The organism is Martelella mediterranea, assembly GCF_004342225.1.
Lineage (GTDB): Bacteria > Pseudomonadota > Alphaproteobacteria > Rhizobiales > Rhizobiaceae > Martelella > Martelella mediterranea_B.
On the sequence record NZ_SMAR01000037.1, the window covers coordinates 12,297 to 36,479 of the forward strand.

Annotated in this window: 21 protein-coding genes and 1 pseudogene; 10 read left to right on the forward strand and 12 right to left on the reverse strand. The window is 57.2% G+C overall.

Annotated features, from left to right (window positions below; translation table 11 throughout):
• Positions 1 to 2: 2 nt before the first annotated feature.
• From EDC90_RS17330 to EDC90_RS17355, 6 genes are all read right to left on the reverse strand, one after another.
• The gene (locus tag EDC90_RS17330) at positions 3 to 860 is read right to left on the reverse strand and encodes an ABC transporter permease (RefSeq protein WP_132313813.1); all 858 of its coding nucleotides are present in this window, start codon (positions 858 to 860) and stop codon (positions 3 to 5) included.
• Between the two features lie 3 nt (positions 861 to 863).
• Positions 864 to 1,868, reverse strand: coding sequence for an ABC transporter permease (locus EDC90_RS17335; protein ID WP_132313814.1), 1,005 nt, complete (start codon positions 1,866 to 1,868; stop codon positions 864 to 866).
• A gap of 74 nt (positions 1,869 to 1,942) precedes the next feature.
• Positions 1,943 to 3,850 carry an ABC transporter substrate-binding protein gene (locus tag EDC90_RS17340; protein WP_245511110.1) on the reverse strand — a complete coding sequence of 636 codons (1,908 nt, stop codon included), beginning with the start codon at positions 3,848 to 3,850 and terminating at the stop codon, positions 1,943 to 1,945.
• Between the two features lie 459 nt (positions 3,851 to 4,309).
• Positions 4,310 to 5,233 (reverse strand): hypothetical protein, encoded by a 924-nt coding sequence (locus EDC90_RS17345; RefSeq protein WP_132313815.1) that lies wholly within the window; start codon positions 5,231 to 5,233, stop codon positions 4,310 to 4,312.
• Positions 5,234 to 5,560: 327 nt separating this feature from the next.
• Entirely contained in the window at positions 5,561 to 6,763 is a 1,203-nt protein-coding gene (locus tag EDC90_RS17350) for an MFS transporter (RefSeq protein ID WP_132313816.1), read from the reverse strand.
• A gap of 55 nt (positions 6,764 to 6,818) precedes the next feature.
• A complete protein-coding gene (locus EDC90_RS17355) occupies positions 6,819 to 7,856 on the reverse strand; it encodes an aldo/keto reductase (RefSeq protein ID WP_132313817.1) in 1,038 nt (345 codons plus the stop codon).
• A gap of 176 nt (positions 7,857 to 8,032) precedes the next feature.
• Between EDC90_RS17355 and EDC90_RS17360 the strand changes: the two genes are divergently transcribed.
• Positions 8,033 to 8,935 carry a LysR family transcriptional regulator gene (locus EDC90_RS17360; protein WP_207903947.1) on the forward strand — a complete coding sequence of 301 codons (903 nt, stop codon included), beginning with the start codon at positions 8,033 to 8,035 and terminating at the stop codon, positions 8,933 to 8,935.
• A gap of 529 nt (positions 8,936 to 9,464) precedes the next feature.
• Here EDC90_RS17360 and EDC90_RS17365 read toward each other — a convergent pair.
• Complete coding sequence (locus EDC90_RS17365; protein ID WP_132313818.1) at positions 9,465 to 9,917, reverse strand: GNAT family N-acetyltransferase; 453 nt, start codon at positions 9,915 to 9,917, stop codon at positions 9,465 to 9,467.
• A 470-nt stretch (positions 9,918 to 10,387) separates the two neighbouring features.
• On the opposite strand from EDC90_RS17365, the pseudogene EDC90_RS17370 reads away from it, so the two are divergent.
• Positions 10,388 to 10,654: pseudogene (locus tag EDC90_RS17370) on the forward strand (IS3 family transposase); the annotation flags it as partial.
• Between the two features lie 208 nt (positions 10,655 to 10,862).
• Here EDC90_RS17370 and EDC90_RS17375 read toward each other — a convergent pair.
• Genes EDC90_RS17375 through EDC90_RS17390 form a run of 4 tightly spaced genes read right to left on the reverse strand, consistent with a single transcriptional unit; the run spans position 10,863 to position 14,199 of the window.
• A complete protein-coding gene (locus tag EDC90_RS17375) occupies positions 10,863 to 11,339 on the reverse strand; it encodes a heme-degrading domain-containing protein (protein ID WP_132313820.1) in 477 nt (158 codons plus the stop codon).
• Complete coding sequence (locus EDC90_RS17380; RefSeq protein WP_132313821.1) at positions 11,336 to 12,406, reverse strand: ABC transporter ATP-binding protein; 1,071 nt, start codon at positions 12,404 to 12,406, stop codon at positions 11,336 to 11,338. The genes EDC90_RS17375 and EDC90_RS17380 overlap by 4 nt, the downstream gene beginning before the upstream one ends.
• 24 nt (positions 12,407 to 12,430) lie before the next feature.
• Positions 12,431 to 13,207: a ribonuclease activity regulator RraA gene (locus EDC90_RS17385; RefSeq protein ID WP_245511111.1), complete on the reverse strand. Its 777-nt coding sequence runs from the start codon at positions 13,205 to 13,207 to the stop codon at positions 12,431 to 12,433.
• Entirely contained in the window at positions 13,183 to 14,199 is a 1,017-nt protein-coding gene (locus tag EDC90_RS17390; RefSeq protein WP_132313822.1) for a Gfo/Idh/MocA family protein, read from the reverse strand. The genes EDC90_RS17385 and EDC90_RS17390 overlap by 25 nt, the downstream gene beginning before the upstream one ends.
• A gap of 132 nt (positions 14,200 to 14,331) precedes the next feature.
• On the opposite strand from EDC90_RS17390, the gene EDC90_RS17395 reads away from it, so the two are divergent.
• Positions 14,332 to 15,528 (forward strand): mandelate racemase/muconate lactonizing enzyme family protein, encoded by a 1,197-nt coding sequence (locus EDC90_RS17395; protein ID WP_132313823.1) that lies wholly within the window; start codon positions 14,332 to 14,334, stop codon positions 15,526 to 15,528.
• A 2-nt stretch (positions 15,529 to 15,530) separates the two neighbouring features.
• Here the strand turns inward: EDC90_RS17395 and EDC90_RS17400 are convergent, their stop codons facing one another.
• Positions 15,531 to 16,373, reverse strand: coding sequence for an IclR family transcriptional regulator (locus EDC90_RS17400; protein WP_245511112.1), 843 nt, complete (start codon positions 16,371 to 16,373; stop codon positions 15,531 to 15,533).
• A 112-nt stretch (positions 16,374 to 16,485) separates the two neighbouring features.
• Here EDC90_RS17400 and EDC90_RS17405 point away from each other — a divergent pair, with 112 nt between their 5' ends.
• From EDC90_RS17405 to EDC90_RS17435, 7 genes are all read left to right on the forward strand, one after another.
• Positions 16,486 to 16,923 carry a VOC family protein gene (locus EDC90_RS17405; protein WP_132313824.1) on the forward strand — a complete coding sequence of 146 codons (438 nt, stop codon included), beginning with the start codon at positions 16,486 to 16,488 and terminating at the stop codon, positions 16,921 to 16,923.
• A 103-nt stretch (positions 16,924 to 17,026) separates the two neighbouring features.
• Positions 17,027 to 18,169: a mannonate dehydratase gene (locus EDC90_RS17410; RefSeq protein ID WP_245511113.1), complete on the forward strand. Its 1,143-nt coding sequence runs from the start codon at positions 17,027 to 17,029 to the stop codon at positions 18,167 to 18,169.
• A gap of 35 nt (positions 18,170 to 18,204) precedes the next feature.
• Positions 18,205 to 19,428: an ABC transporter substrate-binding protein gene (locus tag EDC90_RS17415; RefSeq protein WP_132313825.1), complete on the forward strand. Its 1,224-nt coding sequence runs from the start codon at positions 18,205 to 18,207 to the stop codon at positions 19,426 to 19,428.
• Between the two features lie 64 nt (positions 19,429 to 19,492).
• Positions 19,493 to 20,347 carry a carbohydrate ABC transporter permease gene (locus EDC90_RS17420; RefSeq protein WP_132313826.1) on the forward strand — a complete coding sequence of 285 codons (855 nt, stop codon included), beginning with the start codon at positions 19,493 to 19,495 and terminating at the stop codon, positions 20,345 to 20,347.
• Positions 20,348 to 20,351: 4 nt separating this feature from the next.
• Positions 20,352 to 21,182, forward strand: a complete 831-nt coding sequence (locus tag EDC90_RS17425) for a carbohydrate ABC transporter permease (protein WP_132313827.1) — start codon at positions 20,352 to 20,354, stop codon at positions 21,180 to 21,182.
• A 10-nt stretch (positions 21,183 to 21,192) separates the two neighbouring features.
• Positions 21,193 to 21,999: an aldo/keto reductase gene (locus EDC90_RS17430; RefSeq protein ID WP_132313828.1), complete on the forward strand. Its 807-nt coding sequence runs from the start codon at positions 21,193 to 21,195 to the stop codon at positions 21,997 to 21,999.
• Between the two features lie 84 nt (positions 22,000 to 22,083).
• Positions 22,084 to 23,217 carry a Gfo/Idh/MocA family protein gene (locus tag EDC90_RS17435; protein ID WP_132313829.1) on the forward strand — a complete coding sequence of 378 codons (1,134 nt, stop codon included), beginning with the start codon at positions 22,084 to 22,086 and terminating at the stop codon, positions 23,215 to 23,217.
• Positions 23,218 to 24,183 lie beyond the last annotated feature (966 nt).

Here is a 24,183-nt window from a genome sequence, read left to right on the forward strand (position 1 = left end):
GATCAACCTCCGATCCTTCTGAGCCGCGAGCGCGGGTCAATATATTCGTTCAGCGATATCGCCAGAAGAAACAGGCCGATGAAGGTGATGACGATGAGCACCACGGGCACCACGATCCACCACCATGTTCCGACCACCATGGCCGAATGGCTGTTGGCCCAGTAGATCATCGTGCCGATGGTCGGCGCGTTGAGGTCGGTAAAGCCCAGAACGGCCAGCGTCACCTCCATGCCGATCGACCAGATCATGTTGGCCATCGCCGTCGAAAACACGATCGGCATCACGTAAGGCAGATGCTCTTCGAACATGATCTGCCGCACGCTCATGCCGGAAAATACCGAATGACGGGTGAATTCACGGTTCCTGAGGCCCAGCGCGACGGAGCGGATCAGCCGCGCGTCATAGGGCCAGCCGAAACACGCCATGATCAGCGCCAGCGTGATGGTGTTGAGATCGTCGCGCAGCACGAAATAAAACAGCACCAGGATCGGGAAAATCGGCAGAGCGACAAAGATGTCGTTGAAGAACATCAGGATGCGATCGACGCGACCGCCGATATAGCCGGCGGCAAGCCCGACCGTGATCGAGATGACGCGCGACATCAAGGCGACGATGAGGCCGAAGGAGAGCGTGTTGCGAATGGCAAAGCTTGCCTGCCAGAACAGGTCCTGACCGCGCGAATTCGTGCCGAACCAGTATTGCGCCGAGGGCGGCATATCCGGCGGGGCGATGTAGATCAGCGTCGGGTCGACCGGAGAGAGAAAGCTTAACAACGCAAACGCCACGATGATGAATATCAGCACAATACCGATGGCGAACTCGATATTGTAGCGCATCAGGTCTTTGAAGGTGGACAACATGGCTCACTCCGCCTTGACGCGTGGATCGAGGATCGGATGCAGCATGTCGACGATAAAGATCGCGACGGCGACTGCACAGATGGCAACCGTCGACACGGCCAGCACCGTGGCATTGTCACCGCCATTGACGGCGGACACCAGAAGTGTGCCAAGGCCGGGATAGGTAAAGACCTGCTCGGTGATGATCGTGCCGGAAAACACCGCGCCCAGCGTCATCGCCAGTGCCGTGAGCTGCGGTACCATGGCATTGCGGATGACATAGGAAAACACGATGCGACTGCGTTTTACCCCGGCAAGTTCGGCATAGGTGACATAATCTTCGGTCACGACATTGGAGACCAGCGCGCGCATACCCAGAAACCATGTTCCGAACCCGACGAGAATGAGCGAACAGGCGGGCAGAATGGCGTGTTTTATCACCGACAGGATGAAGGGCAGGTTCATGCCCGGTGTCACATTCATGGCAAAGCCGCCGGAGATCGGCAGCACCGGCCAGACGAAGCCGAACAGGATGAGCAGGACAAAGGCGACAATGTAATAGGGGATCGGCTGGACGCTCATGGCGACAAGGCCGAAGGTTTTCAAAAGCCAGTTGTTTTGAAAGTACCCGGCCAGCGCGCCGAGAATATTGCCGAAAAGCCAGGTGATGACGACCGAACAGGTCAGCAATCCGACGGTCCAGGGCAGCGCGCGGAGCACCAGTGTCATCGCCGGTGTCGGGAAGGCGATCAGCGACGGGCCGAGATCGCCGGTGGCGATCCGCCGCCAGAAATTGATGTATTTTTCGAAAAGCGAGCCGTCCACGCCGTAAAGCGCGGTGAGCGCCTCGCGCATCTGCGCGATCGCTTCGGGGCTGAAATTCGAACGGCTGGTGATGCGGCTCAGCGTCTGCTGGACCGGGTCGATCGGCGACAGGTTGGTGATAAAAAAGGCGACCGAGACGCCGAAAAACACGACCACAACCAGTTGGATGGCGCGCTTGAGCGCAAACCAGAGATAGGCCTTCATCGGATAATCCTGTTCAGTTTTGACAGGGGGGCGCGGCTAGAAAAGCCGCGCACAAGCGTTCTCGCGTTTGGGTCTTAAGGGTTAACCGGCTCCAGCTGCGTCAGGATGTAGCGAGAGTTCGCCCAGTTGTTGACCGGGTTGGCATAGGGGTTTTCCGCCGTCGGATAGCCGGTCCAGTAACGCTCGGAGAGCGCGACAAAGACGTTGTAGGACATCAGCGGAATATTGGGCATCTCCTGCAGGTGCAGGCGCACGAACTCTCTGCCAAGCTCGACATTGGTGTCGAGATCGTTGAAATCGCTCATACGGATTTCTTCGATCAGGGCATCGAGTTCCGGATCGCTCCAGCGCATCCAGTTGCGGGCCGGCTGCACGCCGCCCGGTTCGGCGATGAACTGCGAATGATAGCTGTCGAGGAAGAAGGACAGGTCCGGATGGCCGCCCCATGTCTCGACGGCCCAACTGACGACGGCTTCGAAGTCGCCGGCTTCCGTACGCGGCCAGACATCAGGTGCGACTTCGGTCGATACCTTCACGCCGTTCTGGCTCCATGTCTGGGAGAGAATTACGCCGAGGCGATTGATCACACCTTCCGGCGGGACCAGAAGCGTGAATTCGAAGGGCTGGCCATCGGGCATCACCCAGTTGCGCCCCTGCTGTGTAAAGCCTGCCGAGCGCAGCAATTCGCCGGCCGCCTCGACATCCTGCTTCCACCAGCCATAGCCGAAGGCGCGGCGGATTTCTTCCGGATCGGTAGGCACGGCGTCGCCGAACTGCGGGCGCACCATTTCGGCAATCTGCAGGCCGATATCCGGATCATAGGGGTGAATGACACGTTCGCCGGTATCGAGCTCGAAATTGATCAGCTCTTCCTGCATCGGTACGTGATAGTCTTTCGGATGCGTGCCGGTCGGCGGAACCGAGATGGCCGACAGGGTTGCCGCGCCGCGGTAGCTTGCCAGCGACATGGTGCGTGCATCGATCATCAGCGCCAGAGCCCAGCGCACCCGCGCGTCCTGGAACATCTCGTTTTGGTGGTTGAAGACCACCATCGGCAAGGTCGGGTCGGGGTGGGCATAGGGAAAGCCCGGGAACCAGCCGCGCACATCGTCTTCCTGCTCGACGATGGCGAACATGCCTTCCGGGCTCAGATCGTGGATCATGTCGAGATTGCCGTTGCGCATCTCGATCAGCCGGTTATCGATCGGCATATTGTTGCGATAGATCACATATTGCGGCTTCGGCTCGCCATATTCGGCGACTGTCGTACGTTCCCAGTCATCGCGCTTTTCCCAGATATACCAGGTGCCGTTCGGGTCGAAACTGTGCAGCGTGTAGGGGCCGAGGCCGACCGGCGGGTTGAAGTCATAGGTTGTCGGATCGTCGACCTTTTCGAAAACATGCTTCGGCATGATCCAGGCGGCATTCCAGCGCACGGAAAACACCGAATGGAAACGCGAGTTCGGCTTTTTCAGGTTGAACTGCACCGTATGATCATCGAGCGCCTCGACGCTTTCGACCTGTGTCGAGAATGCGCCGCTCCAAAGCATGTTCGGATGCTCGATCTGGGTTTCAACGGTATAGACAACATCGTCGGCGGTGAATTCGACGCCGTCGCTCCAGTAAATGCCCTCCCGCAGCGGTACGGTCAGCTGAGTGTAGTCCTCATTATAGGTCGGTTGTTCGGCAGCCAGCGAATTGTAGTTGACGCCGTCGATCCCTTCATCAGGGTCGATATACCAGAGCGTGTCCAGAACCAGTTGCTGAAGGCCGGTCGAGATGCCGCCACCGGCGCCAACCCAGATATTAAACCAGCCGGGATTGTTGATGACGGATTCAGGATTCTGGATGATCAGCGTCTGCTCGCGTGGCAGATCCTGAATCGGCGGCGCCTCCGCGCTGCCCTCCTGCGCCTGCGCGACGCCGGCCGTCATGGCCATGATCGTCCCGGCGATGGCGCTCAGGACCTTTGAACTGTTCATTATAACCTCCCATTCGTGCAAATTGCCTCACCTAAGCACTGCATTCTACGCTACCGCCAGTAGATGTATTGTCAACATAATTCTAGATTTAAACCCATTATATGGATGTTTTACGTAACTCAAAAATGCAATTTGCTATTAAAACGAGCCCTTCACGGGGTTTGAGCTCAAAATCTATTTTTTTAAATCGAATTTGTTGGTTTAATAGAAAGACACGCAGTGCACTTCCCCGTGGGCTCTCAAAGCAAATGGGAAACGCATGGGATGCAAGCCAGTGGCTGCACGTGCTGCGACCGACCTTGAAGCCACATTGTAGAAAAAAGAGGCGGCGGGCCGCTACCACAACCGAGCATGTCAGCCATCCTCGGTCTTTTCACACGGCCGTCGTCCCTGCGATGCCCACGCTGTGAAAGGATCATCGCCGAAACCGACAAATCTAAAGTACCAAAGTAGTGCTAGTCATTGATCATTGGTATAAGGCGTGACATCGGTTACGACGTGTGCATCAATCAGTTCAGGCAACTCCGGATACCACATGTCTGAAGGCTGGCTTTCGAACATCTTGTCCAGGAACCAGGCAGCAACCCCGGACTGAAGAAAAATCGCGCGGTCTCGTTCTTGTTCCCGCAAGGGGTCTGCATTCAGGACGGCATAGTCGGCGTCAATCCGATACTGGTGGAACCCAAGCTTGCCACCAGACGCCAATTGCCGTTTGATACCGCCGATGAATACAGTCGTGCAAGCCGAGCTGCATTCAGACATGACCAATGTGTTCAGGCCATTCTGCCTAATGGTATTTGACAACCCCCTAGCTTGGTAAATATTACCGCCGGTGCTGGCCAGAATAATCTGTTTTACATCTGGATACGATTTGAGCCGGTGTTTCAGATGGCCCGTAATTCCAAGTTCCAATGAGCCGTTCAAGGTCAGTGACCGTCCATCAGGTGTCGGCTCGATGCTGTATTTTTCTGCACGTTCAGCTTGAAGTGCAGATTGAATCCCTAGATTATCCGGAACCGGACGCGTCATATGCCAAGCGTCAATCGTGTAGGTCATAACCCAGAAAAAGGCCACGACCAAGACCAACTGAGCTCCCCAGACCGGGGCCATATATCCACTGGTGCGGCCATAAAGCTCCGCGGCGCGAATGACCCCGACGGCCTGCCAGACAAATAAGATCCCATGAAAAAACAAAGCCAACAGCAGGACCAATACCTGATGTTCATGGAAATCCTGCCTTTTTTCAGGGCGGAACCATTCCTGCAACACCAACACCAAAATACGAATTAAGACAAGATTGATCCAGAAAGACCATGCAAATCCATGTTCGCCGCGCCAATGCCCGGTCAGATACCGCACGACTGTATGGATGTTCCACACCATATCCGTTCCCCTTCAACCAGAACGATATATCGTGTTGGTTTGCTGCGTCTATCCCGGAGGCAATAAACGACGGCCAGCAAATTGGTTCAATGGCATGTCCTTTCGCTGCCTCCCTACTCAGCGCATGATGTCGATTTATGTGAGACTGAAGTGTAACGCTTTACACTTCAAATGAGACTCCAGTAAGCGTTTTTAGACCTAAACAGGGATTGACCGACCGGTCATAGTGTCGTTGGATGAATTCGTCCCTCGAAGCTCCCCACAGCGGCCGAAACACCGGCGGTGAAAGTCCGGAGGAATTTCTTCTTGATCTTTTGCGCTTGATGCCTATTGGCCGGCTCCTTCGGGCCGGGCCGCAGCGCCTTCGGTCCCGTTGTCATCAACCGCAACGTTTCCCTGCCGGAAGACAAGCGCAAGCACGAGGCCGGCAGCGGCCGTCGCGGCGCCCGCGAGCGCCACGGCCCGATAGCCGAGACCGACATCAATCACCGCGCCGCCGAGCGCCGCGCCGATCGCATTGCCGAGATTGAAGGCGCCGATATTCATTGCCGAGGCGAGATTGGGCGCATCGGATGCCTCCTGAACCACACGGGTTTGCAGCGGCGGCACCAGCGCAAAACTTGCGACGCCCCAAAGAAAGATCAGTGGCGCGGCGCGTATCGCCGACCCCATACCGAGCGCAAACAGGACCAGAAAGACCACAACTGCAGCCAGCGAGACGATCAGCGTGCCATCCAGCGAGCGATCGGCAAACCGACCGCCGCCCACATTGCCAACCGCCAGTCCGAGGCCGTAAACGACCAGCATCGTCGTCACGAAGGTCGCACCGGCGCCGGTTTCGACCTGCAAGATCGGCGCGATATAGGTGAAGACCGTGAACATCGCACTCGCGCCAACGACAGTCAGCAACAATGCTGTCAGCACCGGCCGCCGGAACAGGACCCTGAGTTCGGAACGCATGTCGGCCTTCTGCGCAACCTGCATCGGCGGCAAGGAGGCCGCAAGCGCTGCCATGGTGACGACGCCGATCGCGGCGATGCCGAAAAACGCCATGCGCCAGCCGATGAGCCCGGCCACCCAGGTGGCGAGCGGCACGCCGCCGATCGTGGCGAGGGTGAGACCGGAGAACATCACTGAAACGGCGCCCGCCCGCCTTTCCGGCGGCACGATGCTGGCGGCGACCACCGCGCCGACGCCGAAGAATGCCCCGTGATTGAACGATGTGACGATGCGCCCGATAAGCAGCATGGCATAGCTGTCCGCCATCGCGGACATGAGGTTGCCGACCGTGAAGATCAGCGCCGCCAGCAGAAGAAGGCGCTTTCGCGCCATGCCGGCGAAGGCCAGCGTCATGATCGGCGCACCGATCAGAACACCGAAAGCATATGCGCTGATCAGAAGACCGGCTGCCGGGATCGAAACACCGAGATCGGAAGCGATCAGCGGCAGCATGCCCATCGGCGAAAACTCGGTGACGCCGATGCCGAATGCGCCGATTGCTAAGGCCAGCAAGGGAGGATTGATTTTCATATTGCATTGCCTTCGACGGCTTGGGAGGAATCGCTACTGTGAAGAATGCCGTTCATCAGCCCGCCAGCGTCGGATTGAGGCCGGCAAAGGCGGCCTGCCGCCGATAGGGGAAATGAGGGTAGGGGGGCGAGACGGTGCTTGCGGCATCAAGCCGATCGACCTCAGCATCCGTCAGCGACCAGCCGATGGCGCCGAGATTGTCGCGAAGCTGCGCCTCGTTTCGCGCGCCGATGATGATAGACGAGACCGTCGGACGCTTGAGGAGCCAGTTGAGCGCCACCTGCGGCACGCTCTTGCCGGTTTCCCCGGCGATCACCTCCAGCACGTCGACGATCCGGTAGAGATGTTCGTCGTCGACCGGCGGCCCGAAACTTGCAGTCTCGTGCAGGCGGCTGCCTTCAGGGATCGGGCTGCCGCGCCGGATCCTGCCAGTGAGCCGGCCCCAGCCAAGCGGACTCCAGACGATGGCGCCAAGCCCCTGGTCCGCGCCGAGCGGCATCAGATCCCACTCATAATCCCGTCCGACCAGCGAATAATATACCTGATTGGCCACGTAGCGCGGCCAGCCATGACGGTCGGCAACGGCTAATGACTTCATGATCTGCCAGCCGGCAAAATTGGAAACGCCGAGATAGCGCACCTTTCCATCCCGAACGAGCTGATCAAGCGTCGACAGCACCTCCTCGACCGGTGTGAAGGCATCGAAGGCATGAAGCTGCAGGAGATCAATGTAATCCGTATCAAGGCGCATGAGCGCGTCTTCAACGCCCCTGAGCAGCCGCGCACGCGACGAGCCACCATCATTCGGGCCGTTGCCCATCGGCAATGTCATCTTGGTGGAGATCAATGCCTTGTCGCGGCGCCCTTTCAGGGCGGCGCCGAGCACCGTTTCCGAAGCGCCGTCCGAATAGACATCCGCAGTGTCGAACAGGTTGACGCCCGCTTCCAGACAGATATCGACCAGACGCCGCGCCTCGTCGACGCCGGAGGTTCCCCAATGACTGAAAAGCGGTCCCGCGCCGCCGAATGTGCCCGCGCCGAAGCTCAAGGCCGGGACCTTGAGTCCCGAACGACCCAAAAATCGATAGTCCATTGCGTATTCCCTTTACATGAAATGATCCGGCCTGCATCGAATGCGGTCTTGGGTTCACGTCACAGACGTATCGATGTCCTGCCGAATGTTACGATTGTTGTCGTGAAGTATATACTTGACTTAAAATGTCTGTGTAGACTGTATGTGGGACAACCTGTTTTGCATTGGATTCACAAATGGCGCTAAACACGACCGACCGAACGCGTGAGATGAAGACCTTCATCACGGTTGCGCATGCCGGCAGTCTTTCGGCCGCCGCCCGTGAACTGCGGCTCACGCCGTCCGCGGTCAGCCGCATCATTTCCCGTCTCGAGGATCGTCTCGGGGTGCGGCTTGTCGTGCGCACGACCCGTAGCCTGCGGCTTACTGCCGAGGGCGAGACCTATGTGCATGCCGCCTGCCGTATTCTTGCAGATATCGATGAGACTGAAGAAGCGCTCGCCGACCGTGCGCGGCCGCGCGGCCAGATCCGCGTCAGTGTCGCCACCGCGCACGGCCGCACGACGATCGTGCCGCTTCTCGGAGAATTCACCGCGCGCTATCCCGACATCATCATCGATGTCGATTCGAACGATGAAGTGGCCGATATCATCGGCGGCCGCGCCGATCTGGCGGTTCGTTTCGGCCCGCTTGCCGACAGCCCGCTCACCGCGCGGCGGCTTGGCGAGACCGGCCGCGTCGTCGTGGCTTCACCGGCCTATCTCGAACGCTGCGGGCGACCGGAAAGGCCGGCCGACCTTGAACGTCACAACTGCCTCGATTTCAGCTTCCGACGCATCGAGCCGGGTTGGCCGTTCCGGGAGGACGGGCGCGACTACATTCTGCCGGTCAGCGGCACGATCAAGGCCAATAGCGGCGAAACGCTCGTGCAACTGGCGCTTCAGGGCGTCGGCATCACGCGGGTCGGCAACTTCCATGTGGACGACCTGATCAAGAGTGGCGCGTTGATCCCGCTCCTCGAAGACTACAATCCGCGCGATCGGGAAAGCATTCACGCCGTTTTCATCGGCGGTGCGGCGATGCCAGCTCGCATCAGGGTTTTCGTCGATTTTATGGTCGAACAGCTTAGCGCCAGATAGGCACCGTGGCGTTTTAGGCGATGCGCACAAAGCCTGTTTGGCCTCCCGGATCCAGCCATGGCCCAAACCGACAAAATGATTGTTTCGCCTGCTAACTATCATTATGTTCAAAAAGAAGAATTTAACGGCATATAGATCGGCAAAATATGTGAAGTGGCTCGGTTTGTTTGAACAGGCAGACGGTCTTTCTTAAGTGGTTTCCGGCCTTGTTTATGCTGCCTCGGGGGTGCGGACGAAAACTTGGACTAACAGACACACAGATCATCGTGACGCACGGCTTTACGCTTAGCATGGTCGTCGCGGCGTGGATGAGAATCCCTATCGACGCGGCAGGTTTCGTTGCTTTCCCTGTCAAATCGGGAAGCATAACCCAGCTCAGACAGGACGATTTCTTCCAAAACCGAGCTGTCATCTCCATAGGGGACGTGGCCCATTTATTCGGAATTTGACGGTTGCGATGTGCGGTCCATATGCGGTTGGGCGACCAACAAAGTCAGTCGGGCGGCGTTTCATACCGCCCGACCAGCTGCTAGCCGATCAAGCGCAGGCGCGCATTTTCGAAAGCGTAGCCATCATCATCAAGAGGGCGGCGTAACAGCTCTCGAAACCCGAGTCCGATGTAGAAAGCTACTGCCTGCCGGTTGGCGGTGTACACCTCAAGCTCCAGCTTACCTTTGAGGTTCAGAGCGTGAGCGACAAGCTGGCGTCCGATGCCAAGTCCTTGCCGATCGGGAGCAACAAAAATTCCGCCAATGAAGGTGTCGAGCAGGCTAATGAAGCCGCAGGGTTGACCACCCACACATGCCACCCAAGTCTCGGCATTAGGCAGATATTGATCTTCGATCAGCGTTCGTTGCACAAACAAGCGCTGTTCGCCGATAAAAGGATGAGCCAATAGAGATGCATCGAGCCAGATGCGCGACAGCTTTTTCAAATCGCCTTCTGGCGCATAGGGCCGGATTACGACGTCATGATTCTTCATGAGAACTCCGAAGAAGAGATATGCAAAAAGGTCCGGCAGCCAATTCCTGGTGCCAAGTGAAGCCGCTATTTGCGGTCGGAATCACAAGCCTCTGCGCATAAATCTCCTACTGCTGTCTGCCCGCTTCTAAGGCGCTGCCGAAACGCGGTCAATAACCGAAATTGGGTCGAAAGCGGTCATGGAGTGTTTTTTGCGCCCATAAAGACCGATTGCGACACCACACAAAATCGGTCAGTTCGAAATACATAGTGCATTGATGCGGTCATGTGTTCGCATTTTTATCAAATGTGCGAACATGGCTTCATGTCTCAGACCGTATAGATTCTTCTGAACCATGCCGATTCACAGACGTTCACACCAACCAGATTAAGCACTGGAAAGATCAGTTACTCGAAGGAGCTATTAAAGCCTTCGAAGATGGCGTGCGCAAGGAAGAAGCTGCGCGTGCCGTTGATGTCAAACACATGGATGCGATGTACGACTGGAACCACGTCCTATCCATTTCCCGTCAGGCGAGGGTTCTCGGCATCCGCCGTGGCAATGTCTATTATCTGCCACGGTCGACATCAGTGCCTGATTTGGCGCTGATGCGCAGGATTGATGAGCTGCATCTGGATTATCCCTTCGCCGGAATCAGTATGCTACAGAGGTTGTTGGCAGCAGAAGGCAACAATGTCGGGCGCCTGCATGTCAGAACATTGATGAAGAAGAGGGGGATTGAGACCATCTATTGCCGACGGTCTTGCGTATGTCTACTGACGGGATTCTGGACGTGATATGGTGGACGACTGTTCCGTCTCAGAGGCGTTGAGACGGAGCAGCAAACAAACCACTTCTCTACTTTTGCGAAGCTAGTCTATTAGGCCTTTGCTAGGGCTTGTGCCGCTATGTCGTGCGTCAGATTGCAGCACGATCTTAAGCCGCTATGCATGGGAACGCGAAAATCTATGCCTTCGCCGAGACCAGCGCGCGAAGCGCCTCGACGCCCAGTTCATGGTCCTGATATTGCGTAAGGCCGGAAACAGTGACGCAGCCGACAAAACCGCTATCTGCGGTTCTGATCGCAACGCCCCCGCCAGAATGCACGAAATCGGCATCGCTGAGCTTGAATTGCTCCGGTATCTTACGGCCGCGCTCGTCGCATCTGAGCGTGACCAGCAGCGAGCTTTCGAGGAAACGCTCCACGACATTGCGCTTGCGGCGGATCCATTCGGCATTGTCTGGGCTTGCGCCCGGCATGGCAGCAAAGAATAGCCTTCCGCCAATGCCGGAGACTTCGATCGCGATCGGATGTTTCGCCACCGAGGCGTGCTGCCTGATATGGGTACCGATGGCGAAGGCCACGTCTTCATTGAAGGATGGTAGAACGAGTTGCCCGCGCTCTGCCTCCAGGCGGGTAATACGGTCCTGAAGCTCGCTCATAGGCGTCTCCCGGACTTTGCGTCGAAGACATGAACCTTTTCCGGTGGAATATACGCCGTGACAGCCTCATCGATGTCGAACTCGTCGGCCGCATCGACGACAGCGAGAAACGGCTGATCCGCCGGCCCGGTCGAAACCGATACCAGGGTTTGCGCGCCGGTTGGCTCGACCATGACCACCCGACCCTGAATGCTTCCTTCACCGAGTGCGAAATCCTCTGGTCGGAAGCCAAGAGTTACCGTTTGCCCCGCGTTTTTCGCATAGGTTGCGGGGAGTACGACATCATTTCCGTCGATGCAATGGCCAATGACGGCATCGTCCTTTTGGACTATTTCTGCATCAATGAAATTCATTGCCGGTGAGCCGATGAAGCCAGCAACGAACAAATTTGCTGGCTGGCGATAGAGGTCGAGCGGGCGGCCCACCTGTTCGATGATGCCGCCATTGAGCACGACGATGCGGTCGGCAAGTGTCATGGCCTCGATCTGGTCATGGGTGACATAGACTGAGGTGGTTCGCACCTTCTGGTGCAGGGCCTTGATTTCCGCGCGCATCTGGACACGCAACTTGGCGTCAAGGTTCGACAGCGGTTCGTCGAACAGGAAGACCTCGGGGTGGCGCACGACCGCCCGGCCCATAGCAACTCGCTGGCGCTGACCACCGGAAAGGTTTGCGGGCTTGCGGTCAAGCAGGTTTTCGAGCCCCAGCATTCGCGCTGCCTCGTTTACCCGCTTTTTCTGCTCCACCTTTGGTGTGCGCGAAAGTCTCAGGTTGAAGCTCATGTTCTGGCGAACGGTCATGTGCGGATAAAGCGCGTAGGACTGGAACACCATTGCGATATTGCGCTCGCGCGGGGAAAGATCGTTGACCTTGTTTCCTGCAATCATGATGTCGCCGGCAGTTACTGCTTCAAGGCCCGCGAGCATGCGCAGCAGGGTGGATTTGCCGCAACCGGAGGGGCCGACAAGGGCAAGGAACTCACCATGCTCGACGTCCAGGCTGACATCGTGAATGACTTCCACCGCGCCAAAGGATTTCTTGACGTTCTTAAGACTGATCGTAGCCATGTTACTCCTCCACGGCGTTTTTGTTCAGAGCGGGTTCTTTTCGCGCCAGGCGAAGTACTCGGCTTCGACCTCTTTCGAGATCGGGTAGTATTTCCTGAGATCGGCACCCTGGCTCAGCCGAAGGCGCGCGAAGTCCTCCCAGTCGGCATGCTTGTTGCCCATATCGAGAATCTGTTCGGCAAGTGCGATGGGAACGACAATGGCGCCGTCGTCATCGGCAACGACGATATCGCCCGGCATGACCGTGGTTCCGCCGCAGGCGACGGGCACGTTGACCGCATAGGGCATGAGGCCGGTCTGGGTGTGGAAATTGGGCGTGCGTCCGCGCGACCAGATGTTGACTCCGAGGCCGGCGATCTTCGGCGTGTCGCGCAGGCAGCCGTCGACCACGAGGCCTGCTCCCTTGCGGCCCTTGAAATAGGTCATCATCATCTCGCCGAAAATGCCGGAATGCATGTCGCCGCGTGCATCCACGACAACCACATCGCCTTCCTGCACCAGGTAAAGTACATGGCGATGGATCTGCTTTTCCGGTTCCTCATATTCCTCGCCGGGCGCCAGATCTTCGCGCTTGGGAAGAAACTGCAGTGTTAGCGCCGGGCCGGCCATGCACTGACCAAAGGCCATCGGTGTCAGGCCGGTCAGTTGTGGGTTACGGATGCCCAGCCGGCTGAGCTCACCGCTCACGGCAGCCGTGCCGATCTGCGTCAGACCGTCCACCAGCTTTCTCGGCGGGCGGGTAATGTCGGCGGGTGGTGTGACGGATGGATCGATGATCATATGGAAGCGACCTTTTCCCATGTATGGCTCTTGGAAGAGCGGTAAAGCGCGTCGATCGCCGCCATGTTGTTGACGGCGTTTTCGATTGGATATTCGGCGGCGGTCTCGCCAAGGAAGATTCGCGCGGCGACGTCTGCCTGCAGCGTGTACTGATCGCATGCAGGGATCACCTCCCGGCGCATCTTGTCCGGTTCATTGGCGCCGTCTGCATCGATGGTGATCGTGACTTCTCCGCCCTGCGGCGCGTTGAGCGAGATCGGCACCTCGATGCGGCCCTTACGACCCAGAATCTGGACAGTCTGGAAGCGCGCAAGCTGGGTACCGCAGGCAAAGGAAAGCTGTTTTCCATTACCAAAATCAACAATGCCGCTCATCAGCCGGTCGGTGAGCATCTCAGGGTCAAGATCGCACATGGCGACGACCTGCAGCGGCTCGGCGTTGAAGACGAAGCGCGACAGGAAGAGGGCATAGCAGCCAACGTCGTAGAGCGCGCCGCCGCCGACTTCGGGGATGTTGCGGATATTGTTCGGATCGTCGTTGAAAAAACTCATCGTGGTCTGCATCAGGCAAACATTACCGATCTCGCCGGAGCGGATGACCTCGGCAACACGAAGCCACTGGGGATGCTGGCGCACCATGACCGCTTCCAGCACCTGCTTGCCGGTGCGTTCACGTGCGGCAATCAGACGCCGGGCCTCCTGAGCACTCATCGCGATCGGCTTTTCGCACAGGACGTGCTTGCCGGCTTCCATCGCCTTGATGGACCAGTCGACATGCATGTTGACCGGCAGCGGATTGTAGATCGCGTCGATTTCCGGATCAGCCAGAAGAGCCTCATAGTTGCCGTAACTGACAGGAATCTGGAGCTGCTCGGCGGTTGCTTCTGCCTTTGTCGCATCCCGAGAAGCAATTGCCTGGACCATGCCCAGTTCGGATTTGTTCATACCGGGGATCACCTTGCGCACACCGATTCCGGCAGTGCTCAGGATGCCCCATTTTAGTTTATCGGACATGGATGCCCTCCCATAGGTTTCATATTTGGATAATTAAGTTCCGAATATGGATTGAAAAGAGAGGAAATCTCAGTCAAAGTCAATAGCGAAGAGTCGCGATTACAGCGACGGGCAGGGAAGCAGGAGCGCCCAATGAAGATCACTGACCTCAAATGCGCAGTCATCGGAAACCATCCGGTTGTCCGCATCACAACCGATGAAGGGATTGCGGGGGTCGGTCAGGCCGAGTTCTACAAACCGTTCCTCAAGCCGCAAATCCTGGGGCTTCGCGAGGCGATCCTGGGAGCGGACCCGACCGACGTTGAGCGCGTCATGCTGCGTATTCGCCAGCGTGGCGGTAACAAGCCCTTCGGCAGCGCCGTCAGCGTTATTGAAATGGCGCTCTGGGATATTGCCGGCAAAGCCGCGAACCTGCCGGTCCACAAGCTGCTAGGTGGCAAGGTGCGCGACAAGCTCCGTGTCTATAATGGCGGTATCCGCTTTCCGCTGAATGGCTATCGGCCGGAAGACTATGCCGATGACATGCGCAAGATGATGGCGCTGCCGGAAAGCTTTACCATGGTCAAGCAGCCGATCGCCTTTCACTGCGCGATGAAGGAGATGGTTCCCGGTTTTCACTATGGCGAGCATGCGGGAGCGGGACCGCACGGCATTCTCGAGCGCGGCAAAATTTCCGAAAAGGGGCTGCGCCACACGATAGATTGCGTGGAAGCGATGAAGGAGGTGGCCGGCACCTCGGTCGGACTTGCGCTTGACTGCGGTCCGGGCTGGATGTTCTCTGATGCGCTCAGATTTGCCCGCGGGGTGGAGCATCTCGACCTGCTCTGGCTCGAAGATCTGATCTCCGGTGATTATACGCCCTGGTCCGACTCCGACCTCTACCGCGATCTGACGACTGCGACCTCTACGCCGATCCATACCGGTGAGCAGATTTATCTCAGAAATAATTACAAGCCATTGATCGAGGCACGCGCCATCGATGTGATCGGGCCGGACCCGGCCGATGTCGGTGGTCTTGCGGAACTCAAATGGATTGCCGAATATGCCGATCTTCACGGGATCATGATGGCGCCGCATGGCACAGCCAACGGGTTGATCGGCCTTGCCGCGCTCATCCAAGTCAGCGCAACGCTTCCGGCGAATTTCATTGCTTTTGAATACCCGATCGCCGTTCCCGAATGGTGGGCCGATATCGTCACCGGGCTGCCGGAGACGGTCGTCAAGGATGGCTTTGTCGATGTGCTGACAGCGCCGGGTCTCGGCGTCGATCTGATTCCCGAAGCCGCCGAACGCTATTTGAGTGACGACGACGCGGATTTCTTCAAATGATGTCAGCCATTCCAGCCAGTGGCACCCCGTGTCGGCACGGCGGGAAGGTCGGCCGCGATCGCGCCGGCGGCCGAGATGGTGGCTGCCCTGAGCATATCAAGGCGCCCGGCATTGGTCTCGTCGGCAAGATAGGGCAGGCTGAGTGCCGCGATCGTCTTGCCGTTACGATCCGGAACCGGGGCGGCGAAGGCGTTTACACCGGTGGAGAACTCGCCTTCGTCCCAGGCCCATCCCTGGCGGCGGATGCGAGTCAGCTCACTGCGCAGGTTCTTGACCGAGGTGATCGTGCGGGGCGTGTAGCGCGCCAGTGCCTCCGGCAGAAGGGCGTCGAGTTCCGATTTCGTCAAGCTGGCGAGCAACACTTTGCTCGCAGCCCCTGTATGAAGCGGAAAACGCTGGCCGGGCACACCTGCAAGAGCGTGTCCGCGCGAACCCGGACTCGCAGCGATCACGACCACTCCGTCACCGCTGAGAACAGAAAGCTTACAGCCTTCGCCGGTCGTTTCGGACAATCGCTCCATATGAGGCGTCGCGAGCAAAACGATATCGATATCGGCGGCGCTTGGCAGAACGCGTGCAGCAAGCGAGATGAGGCGAGTGCCGAGTACGTAGTTGCCGTCCGGCAGGTGCCGGACAATCCCATAGGCGTGGAGCGAGTTGAGCAGACGGTAAACGGTCGTGCGCGGCAGATGCAGCACCTCGACCAGTTCCCGCATGGATGCACCGCTCGGTTTCCGCTCCAGATAGGCCAGCACATCCATCATGCGGTCTATCGCTGGAATCCGGTTTTTTTCCAAAGCCGCGCTGTGCCCCTTGGCCGCCTGTCCCTCACTCTTCATCTTCATCGAATAATCCCAAATATGAACTTTTCTTCTGGGTATCGGGATTCCGTGTGCTTGTCCATCCGGTTGGCATACAAACATTAGTTTCAACCTACATTGCATAGGAGTTATAGCAATGATTTTTACCGGAATCGGCCATGTTGCCATCCGCTGCACGGACATCGATCGGTCGCTTGCATTTTATACGGATGTGTTCGGCTTTCCAGAAATGTTCCGTCTGAACCAGGACGACGGCCGAGTCTGGCTGGTCTATCTGCGCGTGACCAACACACTCTATCTCGAGCTTTTTCCGGATGGTGACGGCAACAAAGTCCCGGGTCCAAATGCTACTGGTTACAATCACTTATGCGTCGAAACAGGTGACATTGACGCCGCTGCAAAGCATATCGAAGCGCTCGGCGTGCCGCTCGTAAAACCTGTCGTGACGGGACGTGACGGCAATCGCCAGTGCTGGATTGATGATCCAGACGGTAACCGCATCGAGATCATGCAAATGATGCCGGACTGCATGCAGTTTGCCGCCATCAAGGCCATGAAGCCCGAACGTTCATAGAAACGAACCAGACATGCCACCGTCAGGATAAATCTCTTGACTCGGCATATGATAACAAATTAGTTTCATATAAAGAACAATTAGTTTCATATATGGACTTTTTATGAGTGTTTCGAAACCGGGAGAGGCAGAGGTTTCGGAGATCACGCTCAGGGAGCAGAAGATGCGAGTAGGATTAACACTTTTCGGAGAAAGCCTTTCTCCGGCTGGGTCGCGTTTCGCCGCTCAGCTCGGCATCCGTGATGTTGTCATCCATCTGGTCCGTTATGGCCACAATGCCGATCCTTCCGGCTGGCTCGCCGGCCAGCCGGGGCCGCCCCTCTCTGAAGATGCTGACGCACCGCTTTGGGACTACGAAACACTTTCGGATGTCGTGAAGATGCTGGCTGCGGACGGGATTCGTATCGCTGCGCTGGAGAACTTCTCGCCTTCCTTCTGGTCTGACATCCTTCTGAACGGCCCCCGGCGGGTCGCGCAAATGGACCGCCTGAAGCGGCTCGTCCGCGATTGTGGGCGAGTCGGCATTCCAGTCATCGGCTACAATTTTTCACTGGCCGGCGTCTGGGGCTGGCAACGCCGGCCTATCGCCCGCGGCGGCGCGGTGGCCACGACATTTGACATGTCCCGTTTCGATCACGACCGCCCGATGCCTGACGGCGTCGTCTGGAACATGCGTGTGCGGGAAGATCGGGGGGACGGTCACGTAAGCTGTTCCGATCAGGAGCTTTGGCAGCGTCTCGAATGGTTTTTGAAAGAGCTGGTGCCGGTGGCGGAGGAGTCAGGCGTAAAACTTGCCGCCCATCCGGACGATCCGCCGGCAGACAACCTTCGTGGAACCCCCCGGCTAGTCAATCGTCATGAGAAATACGACCGGCTGCTGTCGATAATCGACAGTCCTTCGAATGCTATGCAGTTCTGCATTGGCTCATTGATGGAGATGCCGGGCGACATTTATGAGACGACGCGCCACTACGCCCGGACTAGACGGATCGCCTATGTGCATTTCCGTAACGTCAAGGGCAAGGTTCCCCGCTATGCGGAGGCCTTCATTGATGACGGTGATACGAACATGGCAGAAATCGCCCGGATATTGCATGCCGAAGGTTATGACGGCGTGCTTGTCCCCGATCACATCCCAGAAATTTCCTGCCCTGCCCCGTGGCATGTCGGGATGGCGCATGCGGTGGGTTACATGAACGCCCTCCTCAAGACGGCGCCGCGGCTCACTAAGCCGCAAATGTCTTGAACACAGCAACATTTCTTGATTGGGAGGAAGAAAACATGAAACTCAAAACCAAACTTGCGTTGACGGCGGCCGTGCCGTTTATCCTGGCGCAGGCCCCGGCCTTTGCTGGTGAAATCACCTGGTGGGCGCCTGAGTTCGGCGCCGACCGCGCGGAAACGCTTGCACAGAAGTTCGAAGAACAAAACCCCGATATCAAAGTCAATGTCGAAAGGGTTGTGCCGAGCGGTCTGCAAAATCGTGTCCTCGTGGCCCTGCAATCGGGCAACACTCCGGACCTCATAGATGTCGCCAATGGCTGGACCGTTCCTTTTGCCATGACCGGCCAATTGCTGCAGCTCGACGATATCGTGGCAGAGCAGGGTATCGACCTTGATGATTTCCTGCCGGCGGCAGTCAACACGGCAAAGGTGGACGGCAAGCTCTACGGACTTCCCTTCCGAGCCGAAGCTCATGCTATGATCTACAATAAAGGCATGTTCGAGAAAGCCGGACTCGACCCCGACAAATTTCCGGAAACCTGGAGTGAATTGAACGAGACGGCAAGCGCCTTGACCTCCGGTTCGCAATACGGAATGGGGATTGCCGGGGGTGGCGAGGTCTCCAACACAGTCTTCCGTTCACTTCCTTTCCTGTGGATGAACGGCGGCGGCATACTGTCGGAAGACCTTTCCAGCAGCATTCTCGACGCGCCTGAATCGGCCGAAGCTTTGGAATTCTATACCGATTTTAAGGCTGACGGATTGGCTCCACCTTCCACACTTGAAAATGACGGGACCGCGCTTCGTCGCCTGTTTATCGCCGAAACCATTGCGATCTATCAGTCTGGTCAGTTCGACCTGGCTTCGATTACACAGGAGAATCCGGACATTGACATCGGGACGGCGCTTATTCCGCATCCGGAGGGCAAGGAGCGGTCTGCCATTCTCGGCGGATGGAATTTCGTGATTCCGGCCGCGGCCAAGAATAAGGGCGATTCTGCCGCATTTTTGAACTTCCTTGTGCAGCCCGAGAATATGGGATTCTATACCGATACCTTTCCGGCACGTCAGTCGGCGATGGACATGGAGCGCTTCCAGAACCCGCAGTTCGAGCCTTTCCGCGAAATGCTGCAATATGCCCGCCCTCAACCAGCGGCAAACAACTGGGTCCAGATCACGCAGATGTATTTTGATACTGTCCAGGAAATCCTTCTGGGTGGTGCGGACGTCAAAGAAGTACTGACGGACACAACTCAACAGATCGACAGCCTTCTGCAGTAAGAGCAAATAGCCGGGTCGCCGCTATGGCGGCCCGGCAGCCCGGCCGTTTTTCAGGAGGAATGCCATGCGTGTCAGTTCCCGTTTCACCGGACCGCTGTTCGTGTTTCCGGCACTTTTCGTGCTCGCCCTGCTAGTGTTTTATCCACTGGTCTACACAGTCGTCCTTTCCGTCACCGACCCTGCGGGCAACTATATTGGCCTGGAGAACTTCAGGACCATGCTCGATCAACGCCTGACCGGCGTCACGCTTCGTAACACCTTCGTTTATGTCGGTTTTTCGATTGTGTTTCAGATTATTCTGGGAACCGCGGTCGGCTTGCTGCTCAATGCGCCCTTTTGGGGGCGCAGTGCCCTGCGGGCGATGATCGTCGTGCCGTGGGTCATACCAGGTATTGTCGCGGCAACCACATGGGCGTGGATGTTCCATACCGAGTTCGGCATCATCAACTACATGGCGCAAGGCGCTGGTGTTATTGATCAGCCAATTGGCTGGCTCACCAATCCGAACACCGTCATGCCGGCACTTGTCACAGTCAATGTCTGGAAGATGTTTCCATTCGTCGCCATCATGGTACTGGCAGGTTTGCAGGCCATTCCGAAGGATGTTTACGAGGCAGCGCGCATCGATGGCGCCAAACTGCATCATGAGATCATCTTTGTAACCCTGCCTTATCTGAAACCGGTTCTGAGTTCGCTATCGCTGCTTCTCGCCATCTGGGGACTGAATGCCATCACCATCATCTACGCGATGACCGGTGGTGGTCCCGCCAACCGCAGTATCATCCTGCCCATTCAGATATTCCGGCAGGCCTTCCAGTTTTTTCAGTTCAATCAGGCTGCGGCTCTCTCGGTGATGTTTTTGGGAATTACCGGCGTGCTGATGGTCCTTTACGTAACTGTATTCGCAGAGAAAGAGTAAGGTTATGGCTTCTCGTACCCGGGCCAAATGGCCGCTTTACCCAGCTGTCGCCGTTGTCGTCGTAATTACGATGTTCCCGTTTCTGTGGATGCTGATTTCGTCGTTCAAGGGGCTCAGCGAGCTCTATACCGTTCCACCGACATGGATTCCCGAGACGCCGAGTTGGACGAACTACATGAAGGTCCTGTTCGATTCTAACGTGCCACGCTATTTCCTGAACTCGGTCATCATCTCGGCAGGCTCGACAGCCATTGCGCTGGCGCTGGCCATTCTCGCTTCTTACGGCTTTGCTCGGTTCAAGTTCAGGGGTAAGTCGCTGGCGATCTCCATGATCATTGTCGGCCAACTTCTGCCGACGGCTGCCATCATCGTGCCGCTTTATGTCGTGCTCAACTGGCTTGGTCTACTCAACACCTATCTCGGATTGATCCTCGCCTATCTGATCCTGACACTGCCGCTTAGCGTGTTCATGCTAATCTCCTATTTCCGCGGTATTCCAGTTGAACTCGAGGAAGCGGCAATTGTCGATGGCGCTTCGAGGCTCGGTGCACTATTGCGCATCACATTGCCGCTATCGCTGCCAGGTGTTGTCGCGGTGATCGTCTATGCCTTTGTGACGACGTGGAACGAATTCATCTTTGCGCTGTGCTTTGCCATCGATTCCTCAACCAAGACGTTGCCGATCGGGCTGTCGGAATTCACCACCGAATTCAACACCGACTGGGGGGCGGTCATGGCCGCCTCGGTCATCATGACGGTTCCGATCGCCATCCTTTTCCTCGCCATGCAAAAGCTCTTTGTCGGCGGTTTGACGGCCGGCGGAACCAAGGGCTGAAGGAGATATCATGCCTGACAAAATCCCGATGATGGGCCTTGGAACCTACGGCCGCCTTGAAGAAGACGGCATCCGCGCCATCGTGTCCGCGCTTGAAATCGGCTATCGCCACATCGACACGGCGCAAAGTTACGGCTCAGAGCCATCGGTCGGTGAAGCTGTGCGCAGGAGCGGCCTTGATCGCGATGAAGTCTTCATCACCACCAAGGTCGCCCAGAAGAAGCTCGACCGCGCCCAGTTCATGCCCTCAGTCGAAAACAGCCTGAAGGACTTGAAGGTCGATGTCATCGATCTCGTGCTGATCCATTGGCCGTCCATCGATCCCGATGTGCCGTTCGAAAGCTACATGGAAGTTCTCGGCCGCATCCAGGATCAGGGAAAGACTCGCCATATCGGCGTCTCCAATTTCCCGATCGCACGCCTGAAACAGGCTGAGGAAATCCTGGGCCAGGGCAGGATCCACACCGACCAGGTCGAAATCCATCCCTTCCTGCAGAACGACAAGCTCGTCGATTTCGCCTTGTCGAAAGGCATCACGCCGACGGCCTATATGCCGCTGGCACAGGGGCGCGTGGCCGATGATCCGGCGCTGCAGGAGATTGCTGCGAAGCATGATGCATCCGCGTCGCAGATTTCGCTGGCCTGGTTGATGCAACGGGGTATCGCCGTCATTCCCGCGTCCGCCAGCGCCGAGCGCCAGAAGAGCAATTTCGAGGCGCAGAAGATTGTTCTGAGCAAATCGGACATGGAGCGGATCACTGCTCTCGATCGGGGCTTCCGCATCGTCGTGCCCGAAGTCGGCCCGGACTGGGACTGACGTTTTAAGTCGGTCTCCTGAGCGACAGAAACAGCAAAGGCACGGGCGGCTGACGCCTGGCCGCAACATACCGGAATTGCGATCATGAAAACCGTTCTCGGCGTCGGGCTCATCGGCTGCGGCAATATCTCGTCGGCCTATCTTGCGCGTGCCAAAAGTTTTGCAAATATCGCCTTTGCCGGCGTAGCCGACATGAACATGGCGGCAGCTGAAGAGCGTGGCGCGGAATTCGGACTGCCAGCGATGACGCCAGAAGCGCTTCTGGCGCATCCCGATGTCGATATCGTCTTGAACCTCACGCCCCCTGCCGCGCATTTTGCCGTTTCGAAGATGGCGCTAGAGGCTGGGAAACACGTCTATTGTGAAAAGCCGTTCGTATTGGATGTCGCGGAAGGCAAGGAACTGATAGCACTTGCCGAGACGGGGGGGCTCAGGATCGGTTCTGCACCCGACACGACTCTTGGGGCCTCGCACCAGCTTGCCAGGCATATGATTGATGATGGCGCGGTGGGGGCCGTGACGTCAGGGACCTGTTTCGTCATGAACCACGGCATGGAGGAATGGCATCCGTCTCCCGATTTCTTCTTCCGCAAGGGTGGCGGTCCGATCCTCGACCTTGGGCCATACTACGTTGCCAACCTTGTCCAGCTTCTCGGTCCCGTGACGCGTGTTGTGGCTGAAGCCTCGAAGCCGGAGGCATCGCGGATCATCGGCACAGGTCCGCGTGCCGGCGAAATAGTGCCTGTTGAGGTCGCGACCACGGTTCAGGCAATCCTCACCTTCGATTCCGGTGCACTGGTGACGTTAGTGGCAAGCTGGGATGTCTGGCAGCATGATCTGGCACCGATGGCGCTCTATGGCAGCGAAGGCACGGTCCACGTTCCGGATCCAAACTTCTTCGACGGCCCGGTGGTGGTCACGAAAAGGCGTGAAACTTTCGAGCTACCGCAGTGGAATCATCCGCTCGGACCACCCAATCGCACGGTTTCGCGCGGCAAGGTGGCTGACTACCGCACTTCCGGTCTCGCCGATATGGCCCAGGCGATTGTCGAAAGACGCCATCATCGCTGCAACGGCGAATTCGCGCTTCATGTCGTGGACGTTCTGACCGCCATTTTGCGCTCAAGCGAAGAAAAAAGTGGTATCGCTGTATCGACCCGTTGCCTTAGGCCCGAGGCTCTGGGGGCTGATCAGGCAACACGATTGCTAAAGACATAGCAGAAGAGGTAGTGTTGTAATGTCTGGATCGCGCCGGTTTTTGGCCAGTGATGGTTCTGTTCGTGAAGGGGTAATGTCGCCCGGTTCAGTACCAGCCTTTTTGGTATTTCAGAACCACGCGGGCTGTGAGTTCCGCGGTTTCCGCTATTCGGCTTGTCTGGAATCGCAATGGTCGGGGCTTCAGTATCAGTTTTTCTGGGGAGCATGTTCTTCAATGGCCGCAAGGGCGGTATAGGCATTAAGTTCCATCCCCCTAAGAACCGGACGTGCGAGTCACCTCGCATCCGGATCAAGCCATTCTTCAGCACCAGAGTGTGGCACCGAACAACTTGACTGAGTGTTTCGCAATTCGACAATGGGCGAAGTGAGCGGTCCATGCTAGTGTGGTGAATTTGAAATTCGCCTCATTATTGCAGCAACCTCGATTGCGAATTCCAAATTCGAAAACCACACTAGAAACATAAACTTGCTAGTCACCCTCGTTGAATCTGACGCTCGTTCAGAGCAAGCGGAACAATGAGACGAACTTCAGATTCGGGTGACTAGATCAAAAGGATTCGCCGCTCCCCGGATCTTGACGTGCCTCGCTGTCGGGATCGTCATTGCGCGGAAGAGCCGACGGCCACTGATGTTGGCATCTGCTGAACTCTTCATCGCAAAATCCCAGGACCGCCTTGTCCATCGTGACGTGCTCCAGAAGCCATGGATGGCTGAAGTCTAAACAATCTCTGATGTCACCTTCCAGAAACCACTTTGGCGAAGCTCGCTTGGCCAGAGTGATGAAGCACTGTAAGCGGTGTTTTCGCCCCACATTGCTCACCTTAGCGTAATCGTTGATTGAGTTTCCATGGAAGAACGAAGAGGAGCTTCTCTGTCTGACGTCAGCGCCGGTGGGACAGATTTGAGGATTTGAATAAGGGAGGATTTCTGGTTCATCTTATCAATTAGGAGATCGAGATGACGAAG